Here is a 21,492-nt window from a genome sequence, read left to right as displayed (position 1 = left end):
TCAAAAAAAAGGCTCTCATGACGAGAGCCTTTGTATCCTGACAGACTGTTAACCGATTGTCATCAGGCTGGCGTTGCCGCCCGCGGCAGCGGTGTTCACGCTCAGAGAACGCTCCACGTAGAGACGCTCAAGCAGGATGTTACTTTCCCCGCGCGCGAAGCCCTGAACGGAAACAATCGCCCCGGTGCGAGCCGCGACGGCTTCGCAAAGTTTGCGCAGCTGGTCGGAGTCGCCGTGGTAAATCACCGCCTCAAACGGCTGCTTCAGCAGATCTTCCGGCTTGGCAAAATCAACCTGCTGCTGCACGGCTTTAGGCAACTGCTTCGCCAGGTCGCGATGCAGGCTGTCATCCGCCCACAGCACGCGGCTGCCCACGCTGGTTACCGCCGCCAACTGTACTAGCGCATCGCGCTCATCGTCGGCGACGCAAAGAATGCGTTCACGCGGCAGCAGAGCATATGTATTGCGCTCTCCGGTTGGGCCAGGCAGCACGCGCAGCGTTCCGCTTTGCGCCAGCTCACCAAACTGCTGGCAAACGGCTTTCAGTTCCTCGCGGTTGGTCGCCCACTCGCTCAGTGCCTGATGGGCAACCTGCAGATCGCTCTTCAGGGAGGCATCCACCGGGGTTTCCGCATCGTGGCGGTTGAAAGTGGTTTGCAGCGCATTTTCAGGGCGATTCGCCAGCAGGCGGTACAGGTACAGCGGACCACCGGCTTTAGGGCCGGTACCGGACAGGCCTTCGCCGCCGAAGGGCTGAACGCCAACCACGGCGCCGACCATGTTGCGGTTAACGTACATGTTGCCGACGTGGGCGGAGCCGGTGACCTGGGCAATCGTCTCGTCGATTCGGGTATGCACGCCGAGCGTCAGACCATAGCCAGCGGCATTGATCTGCTTAATCAGCGATTCAAGATTGTTGCGGCTGTAGCGCACCACGTGCAGCACCGGGCCGAACACTTCTTTCTTCATCTCGTCGAAGCTTTCCAGCTCGATAAGGGTTGGCGCTACAAAGGTGCCGGACTGCCATTCGCGCGCGTCCACGCTGTTTTCACGCACGGCCTGGAACACGGTGCGGCCTTTGGCGCGCATCGCCTGGATGTGCTTCTCAATTTTCTGCTGCGCTTCGGCGTCAATCACTGGCCCAATGTCGGTGGTCAGGCGGCCTGGGTTACCCATGCGGCATTCCGCCATGGCACCACGAAGCATTTGCAGCGTGTGGTCAGCCACGTCTTCCTGCAGGCAGAGTACGCGCAGGGCGGAGCAGCGCTGCCCGGCGCTGTCGAAGGCGGAGGAAACCACGTCCACCACAACCTGTTCGGTTAGCGCGGAGGAGTCCACGATCATCGCGTTAAGGCCGCCGGTTTCCGCAATCAGCGGCGTTGGGCGGCCCTGAGGATCGAGGCGGTCGGCGATATTGCGCTGCAGCAGAGACGCGACTTCAGTTGAGCCGGTGAACATCACACCGCGTACGCGGGAGTCGCCTGTGAGCTGCGCCCCGACGGTTTCACCGCGGCCGGGCAACAACTGGAGTACGCCCGCAGGTACGCCTGCTTCAAGCAGGATCGCCACGCCCTGGGCGGCGATCAGTGGAGTTTGTTCCGCAGGCTTGGCCAGCACGCTGTTCCCGGCGGCAAGCGCGGCGGCAATCTGGCCGGTAAAGATAGCCAACGGGAAGTTCCACGGGCTGATACAGACCACCGGGCCAAGAGGACGATGCGTTTCATTGTCGAAATCGTCACGCACCTGGCCTGCGTAATAGTGCAGGAAGTCCACGGCCTCACGCACTTCGGCAATGGCGTTGCTGAAGGTTTTACCCGCTTCACGCACAAGGATGCCGATCAGCTGCTGCATGCGGCTTTCCATCATCACGGCGGCGCGTTCGAGAATAGCGGCGCGCTCCTGCGGCGGGGTGGCAAACCAGATTGGCGCGTGGTTGACGGCATTCTCAAGCGCGAGGGAAACCTCTTCGCTCGTGGCTTCACGGGTGTAGCCCACAATGTCGGTTGGCTCGGCCGGGTTTTTCACCGGCGTTAATTCACCTTCAATAACCGGCTGTTCCAGCACCGGTGTGGCGTGCCATTTCTGTGCAGCGCTGTTCAGCAGGGCGGAAGAAAGCGACGCCAGGCGGTGTTCGTTAGCTAAATCAAGGCCGCTGGAGTTGGCGCGTTCCGCCCCGTAAAGCGCATTCGGCAGGGCGATTTTAGGATGCGGCAACCCTGGCTGGCCCTCTTTGGCGGCCATGGCTTCCACCGCGCTCACCGGGTCCGCAACCAGCTCGTCCAGCGGCAGGGTGGCGTCGGCAATGCGGTTGACGAAAGAGGTGTTGGCGCCGTTTTCCAGCAGGCGACGCACCAGGTAAGCCAGCAGCGTTTCGTGCGTACCCACCGGGGCGTAAATGCGGCAAGGGCGGTTCAGTTTGCCGTCTGCGACTTTCCCCACCACCTGCTCATACAGCGGCTCACCCATGCCGTGCAGGCACTGGAACTCGTACTGGCCTGGGTAGTAGTTCTGCCCGGCCAGATTATAGATAGCAGCCAGCGTGTGGGCGTTATGGGTCGCAAACTGCGGATAGATCAGGTTCGGCACGGCCAGCAGTTTCTTGGCGCAGGCGAGGTAGGAGATGTCGGTGTACACCTTGCGGGTATAGACCGGGTACCCTTCCAGACCGTCGACCTGGGCGCGTTTGATTTCGCTGTCCCAGTAGGCGCCTTTGACCAGGCGAATCATCAGGCGGCGACGGCTGCGGGTGGCCAAATCAACCAGGTAATCAATCACAAACGGGCAGCGCTTTTGGTAGGCCTGGATAACAAAGCCGATGCCGTTCCAGCCCGCCAGCTCAGGTTCAAAGCAGAGTTTTTCCAGCAGATCGAGGGAGATCTCCAGGCGATCTGCCTCTTCGGCGTCAATGTTAATGCCAACGTCATACTGGCGAGCCAGCAGCGTGAGGGACTTCAGGCGCGGGTACAGCTCTTCCATCACGCGGTCGTACTGCGCACGGCTGTAACGTGGGTGCAGAGCGGAAAGCTTGATGGAAATACCCGGGCCTTCATAAATCCCGCGGCCGTTGGACGCTTTACCGATGGCGTGAATCGCCTGCTGGTAGGAAACCATATAGGCCTGCGCGTCGGCGGCGGTCAGCGCAGCTTCGCCCAGCATGTCGTAGGAGTAGCGGAAACCTTTCTCTTCCAGCTTGCGGGCGTTAGCCAGCGCTTCGGCGATGGTTTCGCCGGTCACGAACTGCTCGCCCATCAGGCGCATCGCCATGTCCACGCCTTTACGCACCAGTGGTTCACCGCTTTTGCTGATGATGCGGTTCAGGGAGCGGGAAAGGCTGGCTTCGTTATGGGTGGACACCAGGCGGCCGGTAAACAGCAGGCCCCAGGTTGCCGCGTTCACGAACAGCGACGGGCTGCGGCCAATGTGCGAGTGCCAGTTCCCGTTGCTGATTTTGTCGCGGATCAGCGCGTCTCGGGTGGCTTTATCCGGGATACGCAGCAGCGCTTCCGCGAGGCACATCAGCGCCACGCCTTCCTGGGAAGACAGGGAGAACTCCTGCAGCAGGCTCTGAACCATGCCCGCGCGGCCGGACGCCGTTTTCTGGTTGCGCAGCTTGTCGGCCAGCTGGTAAGCCAGCTTTTGCGTCTGTTCGGCGATGGCCGGCGCCAGGCGAGCCTGCTCAAGGATCATCGGGACTGCATCGGTTTCAGGGCGACGCCACGCGGCGGTAATCGCGGCCCGGCTGACGGACTGCGGCAGGATCTGCTCGGCAAAATCGAGGAACGGCTGCGCCACTTCTTCAGGCTGCACCGGAGATTCTTCGCTCTCATTGGCCGCCCCGGCCAGCAGGGCTGGTAGCTCAGGCAGCTCATCGCTGCTTTCCAGGCGCTCGAGATAATTAAAAATCGCCTGCTTAATCAGCCAGTGTGGGGTGCGGTCAATGCGTGAGGCGGCTTCTTTAATGCGGTCGCGCGTCGCTTCATCCAGTTTTACGCCCATCGTGGTGGTGCCCATACGACAGTCTCCAGGTTAATGATGATTCGGGGTTGTGCTTTGTTAGCCAGCAATATCTATGAAGTTGCAACTTTGTGCAACCTTGTTAAATCGAAGCCGATAAAGGGCCCGCAAAAAAGAGGAATTGTTACCAGTAAGATAAGAAAATCGTCTGACGTAGCGGGAAGCGGAACGCTAGATTTATTGATGAAGTTAACACTTTTTAACGGTGCAACCGCTAAAAGTGTGAGTAAGTGCAACCTGGTGAAAAATGCTTACCTAAGGCAGATGCAAACGATGTAAATGCCGTGTTAAATCGTTTGTGAAAAATAAAGGGTTCCGGCAGGATGCATTCCCCATTACATCACGATAACAACACAGCGCCTCGTTCCGGCGCGAAGCAGCCTGGTCAGAGAGAGCAGGCGTAATAGCTATGGAGAAGTCTGAATGACAATTAGCACACCGATGCTGGTGACCTTCCTCGTTTATATCTTTGGCATGATTCTCATCGGCTTTATCGCCTGGCGTTCAACCCGCAGTTTTGACGACTACATTCTTGGCGGCCGTAGCCTCGGGAGCGTGGTGACCGCGCTGTCGGCGGGCGCCTCGGATATGAGCGGCTGGCTGTTAATGGGGTTGCCGGGCGCGATCTTTATCTCCGGGATTTCAGAAAGCTGGATCGCCATCGGCCTGACCTTAGGGGCGTGGATCAACTGGAAATTAGTGGCGGGGCGCCTGCGCGTTCACACGGAATTGAACAACAATGCGCTGACGTTGCCGGATTACTTTACCGGGCGTTTTGAAGACTCCAGTCGCCTGCTGCGGATTATCTCGGCGCTGGTGATCCTGCTGTTCTTCACCATTTATTGTGCTTCCGGCATCGTGGCCGGGGCGCGCCTGTTTGAAAGCACCTTTGGCATGAGCTACGAAACGGCGCTGTGGGCCGGGGCGGCCGCTACCATCCTCTATACCTTTGTGGGCGGGTTCCTGGCGGTGAGCTGGACGGATACCGTGCAGGCCAGCCTGATGATCTTCGCGCTGATTCTGACGCCGGTGATGGTGATCATTGCCGTTGGCGGCCTCGATGATTCCCTGATGGTGATTAAGCAAAAGAGCATCGAAAACGTCGATATGCTGAAAGGGCTGAACTTTGTCGCTATCGTTTCGCTGATGGGCTGGGGCCTGGGCTACTTTGGCCAGCCGCATATTCTGGCGCGCTTTATGGCGGCGGATTCACACCACACCATCGTGAACGCACGGCGCATCAGTATGACCTGGATGATCCTCTGCCTGGCGGGTGCCTGCGCGGTGGGCTTCTTTGGGATTGCCTACTTTAACAACAACCCAGAGCAGGCCGGGGCGGTGACGCAAAACGGCGAACGGGTGTTTATCGAACTGGCGCAAATCCTGTTCAACCCGTGGATTGCCGGGGTGTTGCTCTCCGCGATTCTGGCGGCGGTGATGTCCACGCTGAGCTGCCAGCTGTTGGTGTGCTCCAGCGCGATTACCGAAGATCTGTACAAAGCATTCCTGCGTAAAGGCGCGAGCCAGAAAGAGCTGGTGTGGGTAGGGCGCATGATGGTGCTGGTGGTGGCGCTGGTGGCGATTGCCCTGGCCGCTAACCCGGAAAACCGCGTGCTGGGCCTGGTCAGCTACGCCTGGGCCGGTTTTGGCGCTGCGTTTGGCCCGGTGGTGCTGTTCTCGGTGATGTGGTCACGCATGACCCGCAACGGGGCGCTGGTAGGGATGATTGTCGGGGCGGCAACCGTGCTGGTCTGGAAGCAGTTTGGCTGGCTGGGGCTGTACGAAATTATCCCTGGTTTCGTTTTCGCCAGCCTGGCGATTGTGGCGGTGAGCCTGCTGGGGAAAGCACCTTCAACGTCCATGCAGAAGCGTTTCGCCGAAGCTGATGCGGTTTATCACACCGCGCCGCCGAGCAAGCTGCAGCCTGAGTAACAGGTGATCTTTTACAGGGCCGATTAATCCGGCCCTTTATAGGTTGCTGACAAAGAGGAAAAAAGCGTGGTTTTTCCCTCTTTGTGGTGAGTAGCCGAAAATCAATGAATTGATTTTCCTGTTTTTTAACGAGCTGTCTGATATTTCTTCTTTCGTCAGAGGGTTGTCATCAGTCTGAAGGGCCGGTTAATCCGGCCCTTTATAGGTTGCTGACAAAGAGGAAAAAAGCGTGGTTTTTCCCTCTTTGTGGTGAGCAGCCGAAAATCAATGAATTGATTTTCCTGTTTTTTAACGAGCTGTCTGATATTTCTTCTTTCGTCAGAGGGTTGTCATCAGTCTGAAGGGCCGGTTAATCCGGCCCTTTTTACATCTGGTCATAAATATGTAATCCCCGTCTCTTGTTTTTCTTTTCAGCGCTAATGATAATCACAATCGTTATGGTTTACTTTTCTTTACGTCAATTGACTTGTATTCACATCTGAGGTGTCAGGCATGTTTGTTCCGTTTCTCATCATGTTACGCGAAGGGCTGGAGGCTGCGCTCATCGTTAGCCTGATTGCCAGCTATCTGAAGCGTACCCAGCGCGGCCAGTGGATAGCCGTGATGTGGATTGGCGTTTTTGCCGCCGCTGCACTTTGCCTGGGCCTCGGTATCTTCATCAATGAAACCACCGGCGAGTTCCCGCAAAAAGAGCAGGAGCTGTTTGAGGGGATCGTGGCGGTTATTGCCGTGTTTATTCTGACCTGGATGGTGTTCTGGATGCGTAAAGTGTCCCGTAACGTCAAGGTGCAGCTGGAGCAGGCGGTGGATAACGCGCTGCACAGCAAAGGCAACCACGGCTGGGCGCTGATCATGATGGTCTTTTTCGCCGTCGCGCGTGAAGGTCTGGAGTCGGTGTTCTTCCTGCTGGCGGCTTTCCAACAGGACGTGGGCATTTGGCCACCGCTGGGGGCGATTATGGGCCTGGCCACCGCCATCGTTTTAGGCTTCCTTATTTACTGGGGCGGGATTCGTCTCAATTTAGGCGCGTTCTTTAAATGGACCAGTCTGTTTATTCTGCTGGTGGCCGCAGGCCTTGCAGCCGGTGCCGTGCGCGCATTCCACGAAGCCGGGCTGTGGAACCACTTCCAGGACATCGCGTTTGATATGAGCAACACGCTCTCCACCCATTCGCTGACCGGCACCTTGCTGGAGGGGATTTTTGGTTATCAGGAAACCCCAACCGTGAGCGAAGTGGCGATGTACTTCATCTATCTGATTCCGGCGCTGGTGCTGTTCTTTATGCCGCCGCGCGTGAACAACCAGGCGACCAATACGGCTCGTTAATTGATTTCCGGCGGGGCGATCCGCCGTTCAGTGATAACTACTCATTGTTTAATAGGGATAGGTCATGACCAAACATTTTCGTCTGAAGGCACTGCACGTTGCGCTGCTCGCGCTTGTCTCTTCCACGTTTGCCGCGCAGGCGGCGGATATTCCCCAGGTAAAAGTCACCGTCACGGATAAACAATGTGAGCCGATGAATGTGACCGTGAACGCCGGGAAGACCCAGTTCATTATCCAGAATAACAGCCAGAAAGCGCTGGAGTGGGAGATCCTGAAAGGGGTGATGGTAGTGGAAGAGCGTGAAAACATCGCGCCGGGCTTCTCCCAGAAGCTGACCGCTAACCTGCAGCCGGGTGAATACGACATGACCTGCGGTCTGCTGACCAACCCGAAAGGCAAGCTGGTGGTGAAAGCGACCGGCAAACAGGAAGCACCTAAATCCGATCTGCTGGCGCTGACCGGTCCAATCACCGAATACAAAGCCTACGTGACCGCTGAAGTGGCTGAGTTGGTGAAAGGTACCAAAGCCTTTACCGACGCGGTGAAAGCCGGCGATTTAGAGAAAGCCAAAGCCCTGTATGCGCCAACTCGTCAGCATTACGAGCGTATTGAGCCGATTGCTGAGCTGTTCTCAGACCTCGACAGCAGCATTGATGCCCGTGAAGACGACTTCGAGAAAAAAGCGGATGACCCGAAATTCACCGGTTTCCACCGTCTGGAGAAGATCCTGTTTGGCGACAACACCACCAAAGACGCCGCGCAGTTTGCCGACAAGCTGAACGCCGACGTGCTGGATCTGCAGACTCGTGTTTCCGAGCTGGCCTTCCCGCCGAGCAAAGTGGTTGGCGGTGCAGCTGGCCTGATTGAAGAAGTCGCTGCGACCAAAATCAGCGGGGAAGAAGACCGCTACAGCCACACTGACCTGTGGGACTTCCAGGCGAACGTCGACGGCGCGCAGAAAATCGTTAACCTGCTGCGTCCTCAACTGACTAAAGAGAACCCGGCGCTGCTGGCGAAAGTGGATGCCAACTTCAAGAAAGTTGACGCCATTCTGGCGAAGTACCGCACCAAAGACGGGTTTGAAACCTACGACAAGCTGACGGATAACGATCGCAAGGCACTGAAAGGGCCGATCACGACGCTTGCGGAAGACCTGTCTCAGCTGCGTGGCGTGATGGGCCTGGACTAAGCATCATGAGCAATAAAGACAACACCGGCGCGCACCAACCGGCGCGCCGCCAGCTGCTGAAAACACTGGGCGCCCTTGGGGGCGCTTTTGCCGTGGGCGGCGGGTGCCCGATGGCGGTCCATGCGGCGAATCCGGCCTCTTCGCCGGGCACGCTGCCGCCGGATGGTCGCCTTGAAAGCCAACCGCTGTATGGTGAACACCAGGCCGGGATTCTGACACCCCAGCAGGCCGCCATGATGCTCGTGGCGTTTGACGTGCTGGCCAGTGACAAAGCCGACCTCGAACGTCTGTTCCGTCTGCTGACCGCCCGCTTTGACTTCCTGACCCGCGGCGGCCCGGCACCGGAAACGCCAAATCCACGGTTACCGCCGATGGACTCTGGCATTCTTGGGGCGGAAATATACCCGGATAACCTGACGATCACGGTGTCTGCCGGCAGCTCGCTGTTTGACGAGCGTTTTGGCCTGCAAAAGCAGATGCCGAAAAAGCTACAGCCAATGACCAGTTTCCCGAATGATTCGCTGGATGCCAGCCTGTGTCACGGCGATTTGCTGCTGCAGATTTGTGCCAACACCAACGACACTGTGATCCACGCGTTGCGCGATATTATCAAGCACACGCCAGATCTCCTCAGCGTGCGCTGGAAGCGGGAAGGGTTCATCTCCAACCATGCGGCGCGCAGCCGAGGGAAAGAGACGCCCATCAACCTGTTAGGCTTCAAAGACGGCACGGCCAACCCGGACAGCCATGATAAACCACTGATGGACGACGTGGTTTGGGTAACGAAGCAACAGCAGGAGCCAGCCTGGGCTACCGGCGGTAGCTATCAGGCCGTGCGCATTATTCAGTTCCACGTTGAGTCCTGGGACCGTACGCCGCTGAAAGAGCAGCAGACTATCTTCGGGCGAGAGAAACACTGCGGTGCGCCGCTGGGTATGACAAATGAGCATGATGTGCCGGACTACGCCGCCGATCCGGACGGCGATGTGATTGCGCTGGATGCCCATATCCGCCTTGCAAATCCAAGGACCAAAGAGACGCAGTCGGGGCTAATGATGCGGCGGGGCTACAGCTATTCACTGGGCGCCACCAAATCCGGTCAGCTCGACATGGGGCTGCTGTTCGTCTGCTACCAGCATGACCTTGAAAAAGGCTTCCTGACGGTGCAGGGCAGGCTGAACGGCGAGGCGCTGGAAGAGTACATCAAGCCGATCGGCGGTGGGTATTTCTTCGCGCTGCCGGGCGTGCCGGATAAACAGCATTATCTGGGGCAGGGGATGATTGAGGCGTAATTATTGCCGTACCGGTGATGAGAGCCGGGAACGAATCTTCCCCTAACCCCGGCCCTCTCCCCACAGGGGCGAGGGAGAAAACAGTCGACGGGAGCATTATTTATTCCCTCTCCCTGCCAGGGAGAGGGTAAATCCAGAAGCGACATTGTGACTGAGGGAAACCTTAGCCGTTCTTATCGAGAGTGGTTTATGTAGATTTTCATTTGCTAACAATTCGCTCCCCCAATTATTCATGACAATTCCCTATGACTATCCCGCTGATATATTTCTGTAATATTGATGTGCGAAAACGGTACACAGCAGCGGATTGCGATTAAACGTTACTTAAAAGTGAAATTTATGTTGCATTTTGGGTGATGTTTGGTGTACTTAAAGCATGAGCGGTAGTTCCCTGCTGTGGCGTTTAATCACTACGGAGATCGCGAATGGTTGGGTCCTGTACTGGACGGTTACTTAAACACTTTACCCGCACTACCCAGCGCGGAGGCCTCTCCTCCGGCTTCGCTATCTTCACCGCTAAATTTCCCCATTCAGAGTCAAATCAGCGTCCTAACGGTGCGTCAGGCAACGTTTCGCGTTCGCTTAACGCACCCTCTCAACCGGCAGTTAATGGCTTACAAGGAAGCCAAACCTCATCCGTTAGTGGCCATAATCGCGCCTGTCCAGACGGCGCGGGAAATGAAACCAACTGTAAGGTGCCATCCATGGGAAGACAGAAAGCTGTGATCAAAGCTCGTCGCGAAGCAAAACGTGTGCTGAGACGGGATTCGCGTAGCCACCGGCAGCGTGAAGAGGAATCGGTCACCACGCTTGTGCAGATGAGCGGCGTAGAATCTATAGGCATGGCGCGCGACAGCCGCGACCATTCACCTATCGAAGCGCGGAATGAAGCTCAGGCGCACTATCTCAATGCCATCGAGAAAAAGCAGCTGATATTTGCTACCGGCGAAGCCGGCTGTGGCAAGACGTTCATCAGCGCGGCAAAAGCCGCTGAGGCCCTGATACATAAGGATGTCGACAGGATTATTGTTACCCGTCCGGTGCTGCAGGCCGATGAAGATCTCGGCTTCCTCCCCGGTGATATCTCAGAAAAGTTCGCCCCGTATTTCCGCCCGGTGTATGACATCCTGGTGCGACGTTTAGGGTCGTCTTTTATGCAGTATTGCCTGCGGCCTGAAATTGGTAAGGTTGAGATTGCGCCGTTCGCCTATATGCGCGGACGCACTTTTGAAAATGCCGTGGTTATTCTGGATGAGGCGCAGAATGTCACCGCAGCGCAAATGAAGATGTTCCTCACCCGCCTCGGGGAAAACGTGACGGTTATCGTCAATGGCGATATCACGCAGTGCGATTTACCTGCGGGCGTACCGTCCGGTTTAAGCGATGCGTTGAACCGTTTTGAAGAGGATGACATGGTCGGCGTTGTTCGCTTTGGTAAGCAGGATTGTGTGCGCTCGGCCCTCTGCCAGCGCACGCTGAACGCCTACGACTGACGGTCTTCAACGATTTAGACAAAAGCCCAAACTTCGGTTTGGGCTTTTTTATTTGCGCGAATTATTTGGCCAAACTGTGAAGGGGGTCATAACGCCAGGTCAAGGAGAGACAATTTATGAGGCATGAGAATTATCTCTCTTCAGAATGCATGCCGTATACTTTCCTCAAGCAGAGACAATAGTCTCTCTCCACAAACCCGCTTTGGAACAGCAACAATACGCCACGGAAGTCCGTTACAGCGTATTGAGACTTGAGGAACAACTTATGCAAAAGAAAAAAATTTACCTGTTCTGCTCCGCTGGGATGTCAACCTCGCTGTTAGTGACCAAAATGCGAGCGCAGGCCGAAAAGTATGAAGTGCCGGTAGAAATTGAAGCTTTCTCTGAGTCTTTGGCCAGCGAGAAAGGGAAACATGCGGACCTGGTATTGCTCGGGCCACAAATTGCCTACATGCAGGCAGATATCAAGAAATTGTTGCCCACCAAGCCTGTAGAAGTTATCGATTCTGCTCTGTACGGTAAAGTCGATGGGCTGGGTGTGTTGAAAGCGGCTGTGGCAGCAATTAAGAAAGCAGCGGCCGAGAGTTAATTTTTTATTCTTGTTTTGTTTAATTTTCCGTCAAAGAGCGACTTACACCTACAGCCGTAAGTAATTACGGCTTTCAAGGATATTTATAATATGAGTAAAGTCATTGATTCACTTGAGAAGGTTCTCCTGCCTTTTGCTGTAAAAATAGGAAAGCAGCCTCACGTTAATGCCATTAAAAACGGTTTTATTAAATTAATGCCATTAACCCTAACGGGGGCAATGTTTGTTCTGATCAACAACGTATTCCTGAGCTTCGGCGCAGGGTCATTCTTCTACTCGTTAGGCATCCGTTTAGACCCCGAGACCATTGAAACCCTGAATGGGTTTAAAGCTATCGGCGGCAATGTGTACAACGGTACGTTGGGCATAATGTCGCTGATGGCGCCTTTTTTCATTGGCATGGCATTAGCTGAAGAAAGAAAGGTCGATCCTTTGGCCGCGGGCTTATTATCCGTCGCAGCCTTTATGACCGTTACGCCATATAGCGTAGGCGAAGCCTATGCCGTGGGCGCTAACTGGTTAGGCGGCCAGAATATTATTTCCGGTATGATTATCGGTCTGGTTGTCGCGGAGCTGTTTACCTTTGTTGTGCGCCGGAACTGGGTAATTACCCTGCCGGACAGCGTACCGGCCTCAGTATCCCGCTCGTTCTCGGCGTTAATCCCAGGCTTCCTGATTCTGTCTATCTTCGGGATCATCTCCTGGGCGCTGTCTCACTACGGCAGCAACTTCCACCAGATCATCATGGACTCCATTTCGACTCCGCTGGCGTCAATGGGGAGCGTGGTTGGCTGGGCATACGTGATTTTCAACTCCCTGCTGTGGTTCTTCGGTGTTCACGGTTCCCTGGCGCTTACCGCTCTGGATAACGGCATCATGACCCCATGGGCGCTGGAAAACGTGGCGCTGTACCAGCAGTACGGTTCTGTTGAAGCCGCTATCGAAGCGGGCAAACAGTTCCACTTCTGGGCGAAACCAATGCTCGACTCCTACATCCTGCTGGGGGGGTCCGGTGCGACGCTGGGTCTGATTATCGCTATCTTCATCGCCTCTCGCCGCGCCGATCACCGTCAGGTGGCTAAGCTGGCTCTGCCGTCAGGCATCTTCCAGATTAACGAACCGATTCTGTTTGGTCTGCCGATCATCATGAACCCGGTCATGTTCATCCCGTTTGTGGCGGTACAGCCGATTCTGGCCGCGATCACCCTGATTGCGTACTCCATGGGCATTATCCCGCCGGTCACCAACCTGGCACCGTGGACCATGCCTACCGGCCTGGGCGCCTTCTTCAACAGTAACGGCAGCGTCGCTGCACTGCTGGTGGCGCTGTTCAACCTGGGTGTTGCAACGCTGGTGTACATGCCGTTCGTTATCCTGTCCAACAAGGCACAGGCGGTTATTGAAGAAGAAGAAAGCGAAGAAGATATCGCTAACGCACTGAAATTCTAAGTTCAGCCGGGGGAGGGAATGCCTTCCCCGTTTTCAGAATCCGGGGAGCACGCTTATGTTTGATTTAGATAATGTTGTTGAAACTGAAGTAGAAGTGGACGATCTCGAAGAAGTGGTGATGGGCTTAATCATCAATTCAGGCCAGGCCCGCAGCCTAGCCTACGGCGCGCTCAAAAAGGCCAAGCAGGGTGACTTCGCCGGGGCTAAAGAGATGATGGACCAGTCCCGCACGGCGCTGAACGAAGCGCACCTGGTGCAGACTAAGCTGATTGAAGGCGACCAGGGCGAAGGCAAAACCAAAGTGAGCCTGGTGCTGGTACACGCGCAGGACCACCTGATGACTTCGATGCTGGCGCGTGAGCTGGTCACCGAGTTGATTGAATTGCACGAGAAAATGGACAAGTAGCAGGTCAGCATATGCAGCCAGAGATAGACAATATGGAAATTAACATTGTTCGTGAAAGCCAGCTGTTTAACGGCAAGTGTTTCCATGCGTTTATCTACACCAAAGAAGAGAGCGTGAGCGGGCTGCACCAGCATGACTACTACGAATTCACAATCGTGTTGACCGGGCGCTACTACCAGGAAATTAACGGTAAGCGCGTACTGATGGAGCGAGGCGATTTTGTCTTTATTCCGGTCGGTTCCCATCATCAGAGTTTCTACGAGTTTGGTGCGACCCGGTTATTTAACGTGGGGATCAGTCAGCAGTTCTTTGAACAGCATTATATGCCGCTGCTGCCGTCCCATTTGGTGGCCTCACAGGTTTACCAGATTAAGGATGAATTCCTGGCGTTTATGGAATCGGTGATTGCCTCGTTTAATTTCCGCGAAGGGGAATTTAACGAGTTCCTCGAAATGGTGAGTTTTTATGTCGTCAATCGACTGCGCCATTATCGGGAGTCGGAAAATCAGGATGATATTCCATTGTGGTTAAAATCCACCGTTGAAGGGATGCACGACAAAATGCGTTTTGGTGACAAAGCCTTATTAAACATGGTCGCGCTTTCGGGTAAGTCGCAGGAATATTTAACGCGCGCCACTCAGCGCTATTATGGCAAAACGCCGATGCAGATTATTAACGAAATCCGCATTAATTTTGCCAAGAAGCAGCTGGAGATTACTAACTCATCGGTGACCGATATTGCCTTTGAGTCCGGCTACAGCAGCCCCAGCATGTTTATTAAGAACTTTAAAAAGGTCACCTCTTTTACGCCAAATAGTTATCGGAAGAAATTGTACAGCATTAATTAAGGTGCTGGTTAATTACCACGGTCAATATTGCGTTTTTATTAACTTATTCAATTTTCTAAATACGGCGCGTGGCGCTGTACGGGAGCCTGTATGACTAAGAAATTAAAAGTTGTTACTATCGGTGGCGGCAGCAGCTATACCCCAGAATTACTTGAAGGTTTTATTAAGCGCTATCATGAACTACCGATTACCGAACTTTGGCTGGTGGATGTCGAAGCCGGTAAAGAAAAGCAGGATATAATTTTCAATCTTTGCCAGCGCATGATTGAGCACGCCGGTGTGCCGATGACGGTACACAAGAGCCTCGACCGCCGTGAAGCGCTGAAAGACGCGGACTTCGTGACCACCCAGCTGCGCGTGGGCCAGCTGAAAGCGCGCGAGCTGGATGAGCGTATTCCGCTGAGCCACGGTTATCTTGGCCAGGAAACCAACGGCGCGGGTGGCCTGTTCAAAGGGCTGCGCACCATTCCAGTGATTTTCGACATCATCAAAGACGTGCAGGAAATCTGCCCGGATGCGTGGGTTATCAACTTCACTAACCCGGCCGGGATGGTGACTGAGGCGGTATTCCGCCACACCAACTTCAAAAAATTCATCGGCGTGTGCAACATTCCTGTTGGCATGAAGATGTTTATTACCGACGTGCTGAAGCTGACCCCGGAAGATGACCTGGGGATCGATCTCTTCGGCCTGAATCACATGGTGTTCATCAAAGATGTGCTGGTGAACGGCGAATCCCGCTTTGCTGAACTGCTGGACGGCGTAGCCAGCGGTAAACTGAGCGCTAACTCGGTGAAAAACATCTTCGATATGCCGTTTAGCGAAGGGCTGATCCGTTCTCTGAACCTGCTGCCGTGCTCTTACCTGCTGTACTACTTCAAGCAGAAAGAGATGCTGGCCATCGAAATGGGCGAGTTCTACAAAGGTGGCGCGCGCGCTTCCGTGGTGCAGAAGGTCGAGAAACAGCTGTTCGAACTGTATAAAGATCCTAACCTGGATGTGAAGCCGAAAGAGCTGGAGCTGCGCGGCGGGGCTTACTACTCTGACGCCGCATGCGAAGTGATCAGCGCTATCTACAATGATAAGCAGACCGAGCACTACGTGAACATCCCGCACCATGGGCACGTGGACAATATCCCGGCGGACTGGGCTATCGAAACGACCAGCATCATTGGCCGTGATGGCGCAAGACCGCACCCGCGCGTGACTCACTTCGACGAGAAAGTGATGGGCCTGATTCATACCATCAAAGGCTTCGAAGTGGCGGCGAGCCAGGCGGCGCTGAGCGGTGAATTTAACGATGTGCTGCTGGCGCTGAACCTGAGCCCGCTTATCCACTCTGACAAGGATGCGGAAGTGATTGCCAAAGAGATGCTGCTTGCCCATAAAGCCCATCTGCCAAACTTTGCGAAAACTATCGAAAAACTGGCGTAATGCCTTGCCCTCCCCGGACGGGGAGGGCCACTCAAGAGGGATGCTATGGACCGCTTACTGATTATCAACGCCGATGACTTTGGCCTGAGTAAGGCGCAAAACTACGGCATCATCGAAGCCTTTCACCACGGTGTGGTGACGTCAACCACCGCGATGGTTAACGCTGAAGCCATTAAACACGCTGCCGGGCTGTGCGCACGCTATCCGGGGTTGGGGGTCGGCATGCACTTCGTGCTGACGCTGGGACAGCCGCTGACCAACATGCCGGTACTAACCCGCGAAACGGGCTTACTGGGTAAATGGATTTGGGAGATGGCCGAGCAGGGGCAGTTGGATCGGGACGAGATCAAACGCGAACTGGAAAGCCAGTATCAGCGCTTTATCGAGATTTTTGGTATTGAACCAACCCATCTTGATAGCCATCATCACGTGCATATGATTCCGGAAATTTTCCCCATCGTTGCGGCGTTTGCCAGCGCGAAAGGGATCCCGCTGCGTGTCGATCGTGATGCCGCAGCCCGGGACAACATTTCCCTGGATGGCGTGCGGACTACGCAAGGGTTTAGCAGCGAGTTTTACGGCGATTCTATTTCTGAAAGCCTGCTTCTGGAGTGCGTGGATGCTTCGGCTAAGCGAGAGGAAGCCTCGCTGGAAGTGATGTGCCACCCGTCATTTGTGGATAACACGCTGCTGAAAAGCAACTACTGCTATCCGCGCCTTGCGGAGCTGGAAGTGCTTACCTCCGCGGCGTTGAAGTACGCGATTGCCGAGCGAGGCTACCGTCTGGGCACGTTCCGCGATCTCTAACCCCTATTCGTACTTCGGCCTGCTGTCGATAAGGTGTATTGTTGCTGCATCTTATCGACAATCATTGACCGGACGTTTGTACCGGTTAACGAGGTGCAGCTATGTCCGGAAAACGCATCCAACGCGAAAAGCAAACCATCGCTAAAATGCTCGCCCTGTACGAGCGCAAAAACCCAGCTGCCAGCCCCGATCCAGACCACTACTCACGGCTATACGACTACGCTGCCAAAAGGTTGGATCGCTGCGCTTTTGGCGAAGAAAAGCCCGCCTGCAAGCAATGTCCTATCCACTGCTATCAGCCCTCAAAACGTGAAGAAATGAAGCGGGTGATGCGCTGGAGTGGTCCCCGAATGCTGTTTCACCACCCGATTCTGACCGTGCTTCATTTGATGGACGATCGCCGTCCGGTTCCGCCGCTGCCGGAGAAATACCAGCGTAAGAAAGAGTGACGGAGTCAGTCATGTCGGTTTCATCTTAATCGTGTATAAACGCTGACAATAACGCGGCGTTATGCCCGGAGGGTAGGCGATGGGATACGTGGAAGAAATGAGGGCGCTGGTAGGCCACCGGCTTTTATTACTGGCCGGGGCGAATGTCATCATCACCGATGATCAGCAGCGCATTTTGTTGCAGCTGCGGCGTGATGGCGGCTGGGGATTGCCCGGCGGTTTGCTTGAGCCCGGTGAAAGTTTTGAAGAAACGGCTATCCGTGAAGTGAAAGAAGAGACGAATCTTGATGTTCACGACCTGACTTTACTCGGCACTTTTTCGGGTTCGGACTATACGTTTACGCTCGAGAATAAAGACAGGATTAACGTCATTACTTCACTGTTCGAAGTGACAAGCTGGTCAGGCCATATGATTAATGACCCTACAGAAGGTCTGGCGCTCACCTTCTTTGCGGAAAGCGAGATCCCGGCAGAAACAAAGGATGAATACAGGGGTTATATAAACCACTACCTGGCGCAAAGAGTTGCTAAAAAGTAACTGCAGGTTATATTCGAACCCATCCCTCATAGTGAAACATGCGAAAAAAAGCCCGCATTTGCATGCGAGCTCTTCTTTAAATATGGCGGTGAGGGAGGGATATCACTCGCGCCGTCCATGGCGCTCGCCCTGCGGGTTGCCGAAGGCAATGCAAAACGGCTGTCCTGCCGTTTTGTCGAACCCTGGTCGAGGGTTCTCATCCGTCCCTCGTGGTGCAACATGCGAAAAAAAAGCCCGCATTTGCATGCGAGCTCTTCTTTAAATATGGCGGTGAGGGAGGGATTCGAACCCTCGATACGTTGCCGTATACACACTTTCCAGGCGTGCTCCTTCAGCCACTCGGACACCTCACCATATTGTTTTGCTGCACACCTTAGGTGGGCAACGGGGCGCTACTATAGGGAGTCAGCCCTCTTCGGTCAAGCCTAATTTATGGATTATGCCGCGTTCGGTTAAGGTGTGAGCGGTTGAGACGGTTTTAAGGCAAATTCGTCGAAAAAAGCTCCCGCCCGGCTAATTCCTGTAGGCGGGAGAGGGTTAATCATCGCGCTAGCTGGCATTACCTCCCAGCGACTACCAGAGCGTAATGCGGTTCTCCAGCGCCGTTAAGGCTGTCAGATAATCGCCGATGCCAATCTGCTGCTGTTTTTGCACTATCTTCAGTGAGGCTTCCGCACTGGACATCGTCTGCTGTGCCAGCTCAAGGCTGCTGGTTTTTAACCTGCTAAGGTTTTCTTGTCGGAATCAAATCAAGGTCGACGTACAAATATTGGGTGAATTGTGAAGGGTATATGGCGGTGAGGGAGGGATGATTCTCGCGCCGTCCGTGGCGCTCGCCCTGCGGGTTGCCGAAGGCAATGCAAAACGGTCATCCTGCCGTTTTGTCGAACCCGGTCGAGGGTTCTCATCCGTCCCTCAAGGGGTTACGGGTAATAAAAAAGCCTGAACGTGAGTTCAGGCTCTCTTATCGAATATGGCGGTGAGGGAGGGATTCGAACCCTCGATACGTTGCCGTATACACACTTTCCAGGCGTGCTCCTTCAGCCACTCGGACACCTCACCATATTGTCGCTCCAGCGCTGCTGGAACGGGCGCTAATTTAGGGAAAATGGGCTTCGCCGTCAATGCTAATTTCATGTTTTTGGTGCGTTTAGCCAAACTTCGTCCAACTTGATTCTTAAACCACCACAAGATGCTGCTTTTTATTACTTTGGGGCTTGCATGGCGAGTCGATTCGCGCAAGCCTAAGAAAAAAGGAGGCAGTATGGACATTATTTTTCATCACCCCACTTTTGACACCGAGTACTGGCTGAATCGCCTTCAGCTGGCTTTGCCTGGCGCTCGCGTTCGCCAGTGGAAGCAGGGCGACCAGCAACCCGCAGACTATGCCCTTGTCTGGCATCCTCCGGTGGAAATGCTTAGCGGCCGTAAAGGGCTGAAAGGCGTATTTGCGCTGGGAGCGGGCGTTGACGCTATCCTCAGTAAACTTCAGGCTCATCCTGACATGCTGCCTGACGGCGTGCCGCTGTTCCGCCTCGAAGACACCGGCATGGGGCTGCAGATGCAGGAGTATGCGGTCAGTCAGGTGCTGCACTGGTTCCGTCGTTTTGACGATTACCAAAGGCAAAAACAGCAGGGGCAATGGCAGCCGCTGGACGATTATCGTCGCGAGGATTTCACCATTGGGATCCTCGGTGCAGGCGTGCTGGGCGGTAAAGTCGCTGAAAGTCTTGTGGCCTGGGGCTTCCCGGTTCGCTGCTGGAGCCGCAGTAAGAAAGATTTCCCTGGCGTAGAAAGTTTTGCCGGTGGCGAAGCGCTGCCTGCCTTTTTAAGCGGCACCCGCGTGTTGATCAACTTGCTGCCTAATACGCCGCAAACCGTCGGCATCATCAATCGTGAATTGTTGAGTCAATTGGATAAAGAGTCCTACGTGATAAATCTCGCGCGCGGGGTTCACCTTGTCGAAGCCGATCTGCTTGCGGCGCTGGATGCCGGGCAGCTCAAGGGGGCAATGCTGGACGTCTTCTCTAAAGAGCCGCTGCCGGAAAATAATCCGCTATGGGCACATCCTCGCGTGGCAATTACGCCGCATGTTGCAGCGGTAACTCGTCCTGATGAGGCGATTGCCTATATAGCAAAAACGATTACTCAACTGGAAAACGGTGAAGCCGTTTCAGGTGAGGTCTCACTTCAGCACGGCTATTAAGCATCAAGCCCGGCCCTGGCCGGGCTGATAACGTTCCAGAAGCAGGCTAAAAATTGTCATAGATTGCTGGTATCCTTACTTCAAAATAGAAAAGGAGAAAGCCATGTATCCCGTTGACCTGCATATGCATACCGTTGCCAGCACCCACGCCTACAGTACCCTCCACGATTATATTGCCGTTGCGAAAGCCAAAGGTATCAAGCTGTTCGCCATTACCGACCACGGCCCGGATATGGCGGATGCGCCGCATTACTGGCACTTTATTAATATGCGTATCTGGCCACGACTGGTCGATGGCGTCGGCATTTTGCGCGGTATTGAGTCGAACATTAAAAATACCGCCGGGGAAATAGACTGCACCGGCCCGATGCTGGACGCGCTGGATTTAATTATCGCGGGCTTCCATGAGCCGGTGTTCCCGCCCAAAGATAAAGCCACCCACACCGAAGCGATGATCGCGACGATGGCGAACGGCGACGTACATATCATCAGCCATCCGGGGAATCCTAAGTTTGAGATTGATATCCCAGCTGTTGCGGCGGCGGCGGCGAAGTATAACGTCGCGCTGGAGCTGAATAATTCTTCGTTTACCCATTCGCGTATTGGCAGCGGCCCAAACTGCCGCGCTATTGCCGAAGCCGTGCGCGATGCAGGTGGCTGGCTGGCGTTAGGATCCGACTCTCACACTGCCTTTACGCTGGGTGATTTCACCGAATGCCGTAAAATCCTCGACGAAATCAATTTCCCGGAAGAGCGGATCCTTAACGTCTCTCCGCAGCGCCTGCTGGGCTTCCTGGAAGCCCGTGGCATGGCGCCAATTGCTGAATTTGCCACACTGTAATTAACACCCGTAATGGATAGAGCCAGTCATGAATGAATTTTCAGTTATTTGCCGCGTACTCGGATCGCTTTTTTATCGCCAGCCGCAGGATCCCCTGTTGGTGCCTCTTTTTACGCTGATCCGTGAAGGGAAGCTGGCGGCAAGCTGGCCACTGGAGCAGGATGAGCTGTTGGGCCGGCTGCAAAATAGCTGCGATCCGCAGCTGCTGGCGGCCGACTTTAACGCTTTGTTTGTTGGTGAAAAATGCAGCGTGCCGCCATTCCGTTCCGCCTGGGAAGAGGGGAGCGATGAAGGCGAAGTGCGCCAGTTCCTGAAGCAGCGTGGCATGCCGCTGGGTGAGTCCCCGGCCGATCATTTTGGGACGCTATTGCTGGCGGCCTCGTGGCTTGAAGACCAGTCTCAGGAAGATGAGTTTGAAGCGCAGGTGACGCTGTTTGATGACTACCTGATGCCGTGGTGCGGGACTTTCCTGGGCAAAGTTGAAGCCCATGCCACAACGCCATTCTACCGTACGCTGGCGGCGATCAGCCGTGAGGCGCTGCAGGCCATGCGCGATGAGCTGCAGGAATCAGAGGATGAGTAATTGTGATGTTAATCACAATTAAAATGTAACGCTGATTTCTTATTTGCAAAAAACGTGCGCCAGATCGTAGTGGTTGGTCCGGCCTCTGCTATGATA

17 protein-coding genes and 2 tRNA genes are annotated in these 21,492 nt (G+C 54.9%); 16 read left to right on the top strand and 3 right to left on the bottom strand.

The window, feature by feature from the left end:
* Positions 1 to 48: 48 nt before the first annotated feature.
* The gene (gene putA, locus WFK85_RS01635; protein WP_336709680.1) at positions 49 to 4,011 is read right to left on the bottom strand and encodes a trifunctional transcriptional regulator/proline dehydrogenase/L-glutamate gamma-semialdehyde dehydrogenase; all 3,963 of its coding nucleotides are present in this window, start codon (positions 4,009 to 4,011) and stop codon (positions 49 to 51) included.
* A 426-nt stretch (positions 4,012 to 4,437) separates the two neighbouring features.
* Here putA and putP point away from each other — a divergent pair, with 426 nt between their 5' ends.
* The 13 genes from putP to WFK85_RS01570 all read left to right on the top strand — a co-directional run bounded on the left by putP (position 4,438) and on the right by WFK85_RS01570 (position 17,766).
* Positions 4,438 to 5,946, top strand: a complete 1,509-nt coding sequence (gene putP / locus WFK85_RS01630) for a sodium/proline symporter PutP (protein WP_336709681.1) — start codon at positions 4,438 to 4,440, stop codon at positions 5,944 to 5,946.
* A 492-nt stretch (positions 5,947 to 6,438) separates the two neighbouring features.
* Positions 6,439 to 7,272, top strand: coding sequence for an iron uptake transporter permease EfeU (gene efeU / locus WFK85_RS01625; RefSeq protein WP_336707860.1), 834 nt, complete (start codon positions 6,439 to 6,441; stop codon positions 7,270 to 7,272).
* Positions 7,273 to 7,336: 64 nt separating this feature from the next.
* Positions 7,337 to 8,461 (top strand): iron uptake system protein EfeO, encoded by a 1,125-nt coding sequence (efeO, locus tag WFK85_RS01620; RefSeq protein ID WP_166875266.1) that lies wholly within the window; start codon positions 7,337 to 7,339, stop codon positions 8,459 to 8,461.
* Between the two features lie 5 nt (positions 8,462 to 8,466).
* Entirely contained in the window at positions 8,467 to 9,753 is a 1,287-nt protein-coding gene (efeB, locus tag WFK85_RS01615; RefSeq protein WP_336707861.1) for an iron uptake transporter deferrochelatase/peroxidase subunit, read from the top strand.
* Positions 9,754 to 10,457: 704 nt separating this feature from the next.
* Entirely contained in the window at positions 10,458 to 11,246 is a 789-nt protein-coding gene (gene phoH, locus WFK85_RS01610) for a phosphate starvation-inducible protein PhoH (protein ID WP_008455641.1), read from the top strand.
* 265 nt (positions 11,247 to 11,511) lie between these two features.
* A complete protein-coding gene (locus WFK85_RS01605) occupies positions 11,512 to 11,835 on the top strand; it encodes a PTS sugar transporter subunit IIB (RefSeq protein WP_008455640.1) in 324 nt (107 codons plus the stop codon).
* 90 nt (positions 11,836 to 11,925) lie between these two features.
* Positions 11,926 to 13,284: a PTS N,N'-diacetylchitobiose transporter subunit IIC gene (chbC, locus tag WFK85_RS01600; protein ID WP_008455639.1), complete on the top strand. Its 1,359-nt coding sequence runs from the start codon at positions 11,926 to 11,928 to the stop codon at positions 13,282 to 13,284.
* Positions 13,285 to 13,339: 55 nt separating this feature from the next.
* A complete protein-coding gene (gene chbA / locus WFK85_RS01595; RefSeq protein WP_008455638.1) occupies positions 13,340 to 13,690 on the top strand; it encodes a PTS N,N'-diacetylchitobiose transporter subunit IIA in 351 nt (116 codons plus the stop codon).
* A gap of 11 nt (positions 13,691 to 13,701) precedes the next feature.
* Positions 13,702 to 14,538 carry a transcriptional regulator ChbR gene (chbR, locus tag WFK85_RS01590; protein WP_034808027.1) on the top strand — a complete coding sequence of 279 codons (837 nt, stop codon included), beginning with the start codon at positions 13,702 to 13,704 and terminating at the stop codon, positions 14,536 to 14,538.
* Positions 14,539 to 14,628: 90 nt separating this feature from the next.
* On the top strand, positions 14,629 to 15,972 hold the full coding sequence (locus WFK85_RS01585) for a 6-phospho-beta-glucosidase (RefSeq protein WP_008455636.1): 1,344 nt from the start codon (positions 14,629 to 14,631) through the stop codon (positions 15,970 to 15,972).
* Between the two features lie 45 nt (positions 15,973 to 16,017).
* The gene (gene chbG, locus WFK85_RS01580; protein ID WP_166993702.1) at positions 16,018 to 16,779 is read left to right on the top strand and encodes a chitin disaccharide deacetylase; all 762 of its coding nucleotides are present in this window, start codon (positions 16,018 to 16,020) and stop codon (positions 16,777 to 16,779) included.
* Between the two features lie 101 nt (positions 16,780 to 16,880).
* Positions 16,881 to 17,228, top strand: a complete 348-nt coding sequence (locus WFK85_RS01575) for a nitrous oxide-stimulated promoter family protein (RefSeq protein WP_008455634.1) — start codon at positions 16,881 to 16,883, stop codon at positions 17,226 to 17,228.
* Between the two features lie 79 nt (positions 17,229 to 17,307).
* On the top strand, positions 17,308 to 17,766 hold the full coding sequence (locus WFK85_RS01570; protein ID WP_166993706.1) for an NUDIX hydrolase: 459 nt from the start codon (positions 17,308 to 17,310) through the stop codon (positions 17,764 to 17,766).
* Positions 17,767 to 18,031: 265 nt separating this feature from the next.
* Here WFK85_RS01570 and WFK85_RS01565 read toward each other — a convergent pair.
* Together WFK85_RS01565 and WFK85_RS01560 are read right to left on the bottom strand one after the other, a co-directional pair.
* Positions 18,032 to 18,119: transfer RNA gene (locus tag WFK85_RS01565), tRNA-Ser, on the bottom strand.
* A 621-nt stretch (positions 18,120 to 18,740) separates the two neighbouring features.
* Positions 18,741 to 18,828: transfer RNA gene (locus WFK85_RS01560), tRNA-Ser, on the bottom strand.
* A 202-nt stretch (positions 18,829 to 19,030) separates the two neighbouring features.
* Between WFK85_RS01560 and ghrA the strand changes: the two genes are divergently transcribed.
* From ghrA to WFK85_RS01545, 3 genes are all read left to right on the top strand, one after another.
* Positions 19,031 to 19,972, top strand: a complete 942-nt coding sequence (gene ghrA / locus WFK85_RS01555) for a glyoxylate/hydroxypyruvate reductase GhrA (RefSeq protein WP_336707866.1) — start codon at positions 19,031 to 19,033, stop codon at positions 19,970 to 19,972.
* A gap of 103 nt (positions 19,973 to 20,075) precedes the next feature.
* Positions 20,076 to 20,813 (top strand): phosphatase, encoded by a 738-nt coding sequence (locus tag WFK85_RS01550; RefSeq protein ID WP_008453572.1) that lies wholly within the window; start codon positions 20,076 to 20,078, stop codon positions 20,811 to 20,813.
* A 28-nt stretch (positions 20,814 to 20,841) separates the two neighbouring features.
* Positions 20,842 to 21,396, top strand: a complete 555-nt coding sequence (locus WFK85_RS01545; protein ID WP_336707870.1) for a TorD/DmsD family molecular chaperone — start codon at positions 20,842 to 20,844, stop codon at positions 21,394 to 21,396.
* Positions 21,397 to 21,492: the final 96 nt, after the last annotated feature.

The sequence above is a fragment of the Cedecea sp. VD22 genome, assembly GCF_037150195.1.
Lineage (GTDB): Bacteria > Pseudomonadota > Gammaproteobacteria > Enterobacterales > Enterobacteriaceae > Cedecea.
Note: the sequence above shows the minus strand (reverse complement) of the source record. Positions and strands in the feature narration are given on the sequence as shown.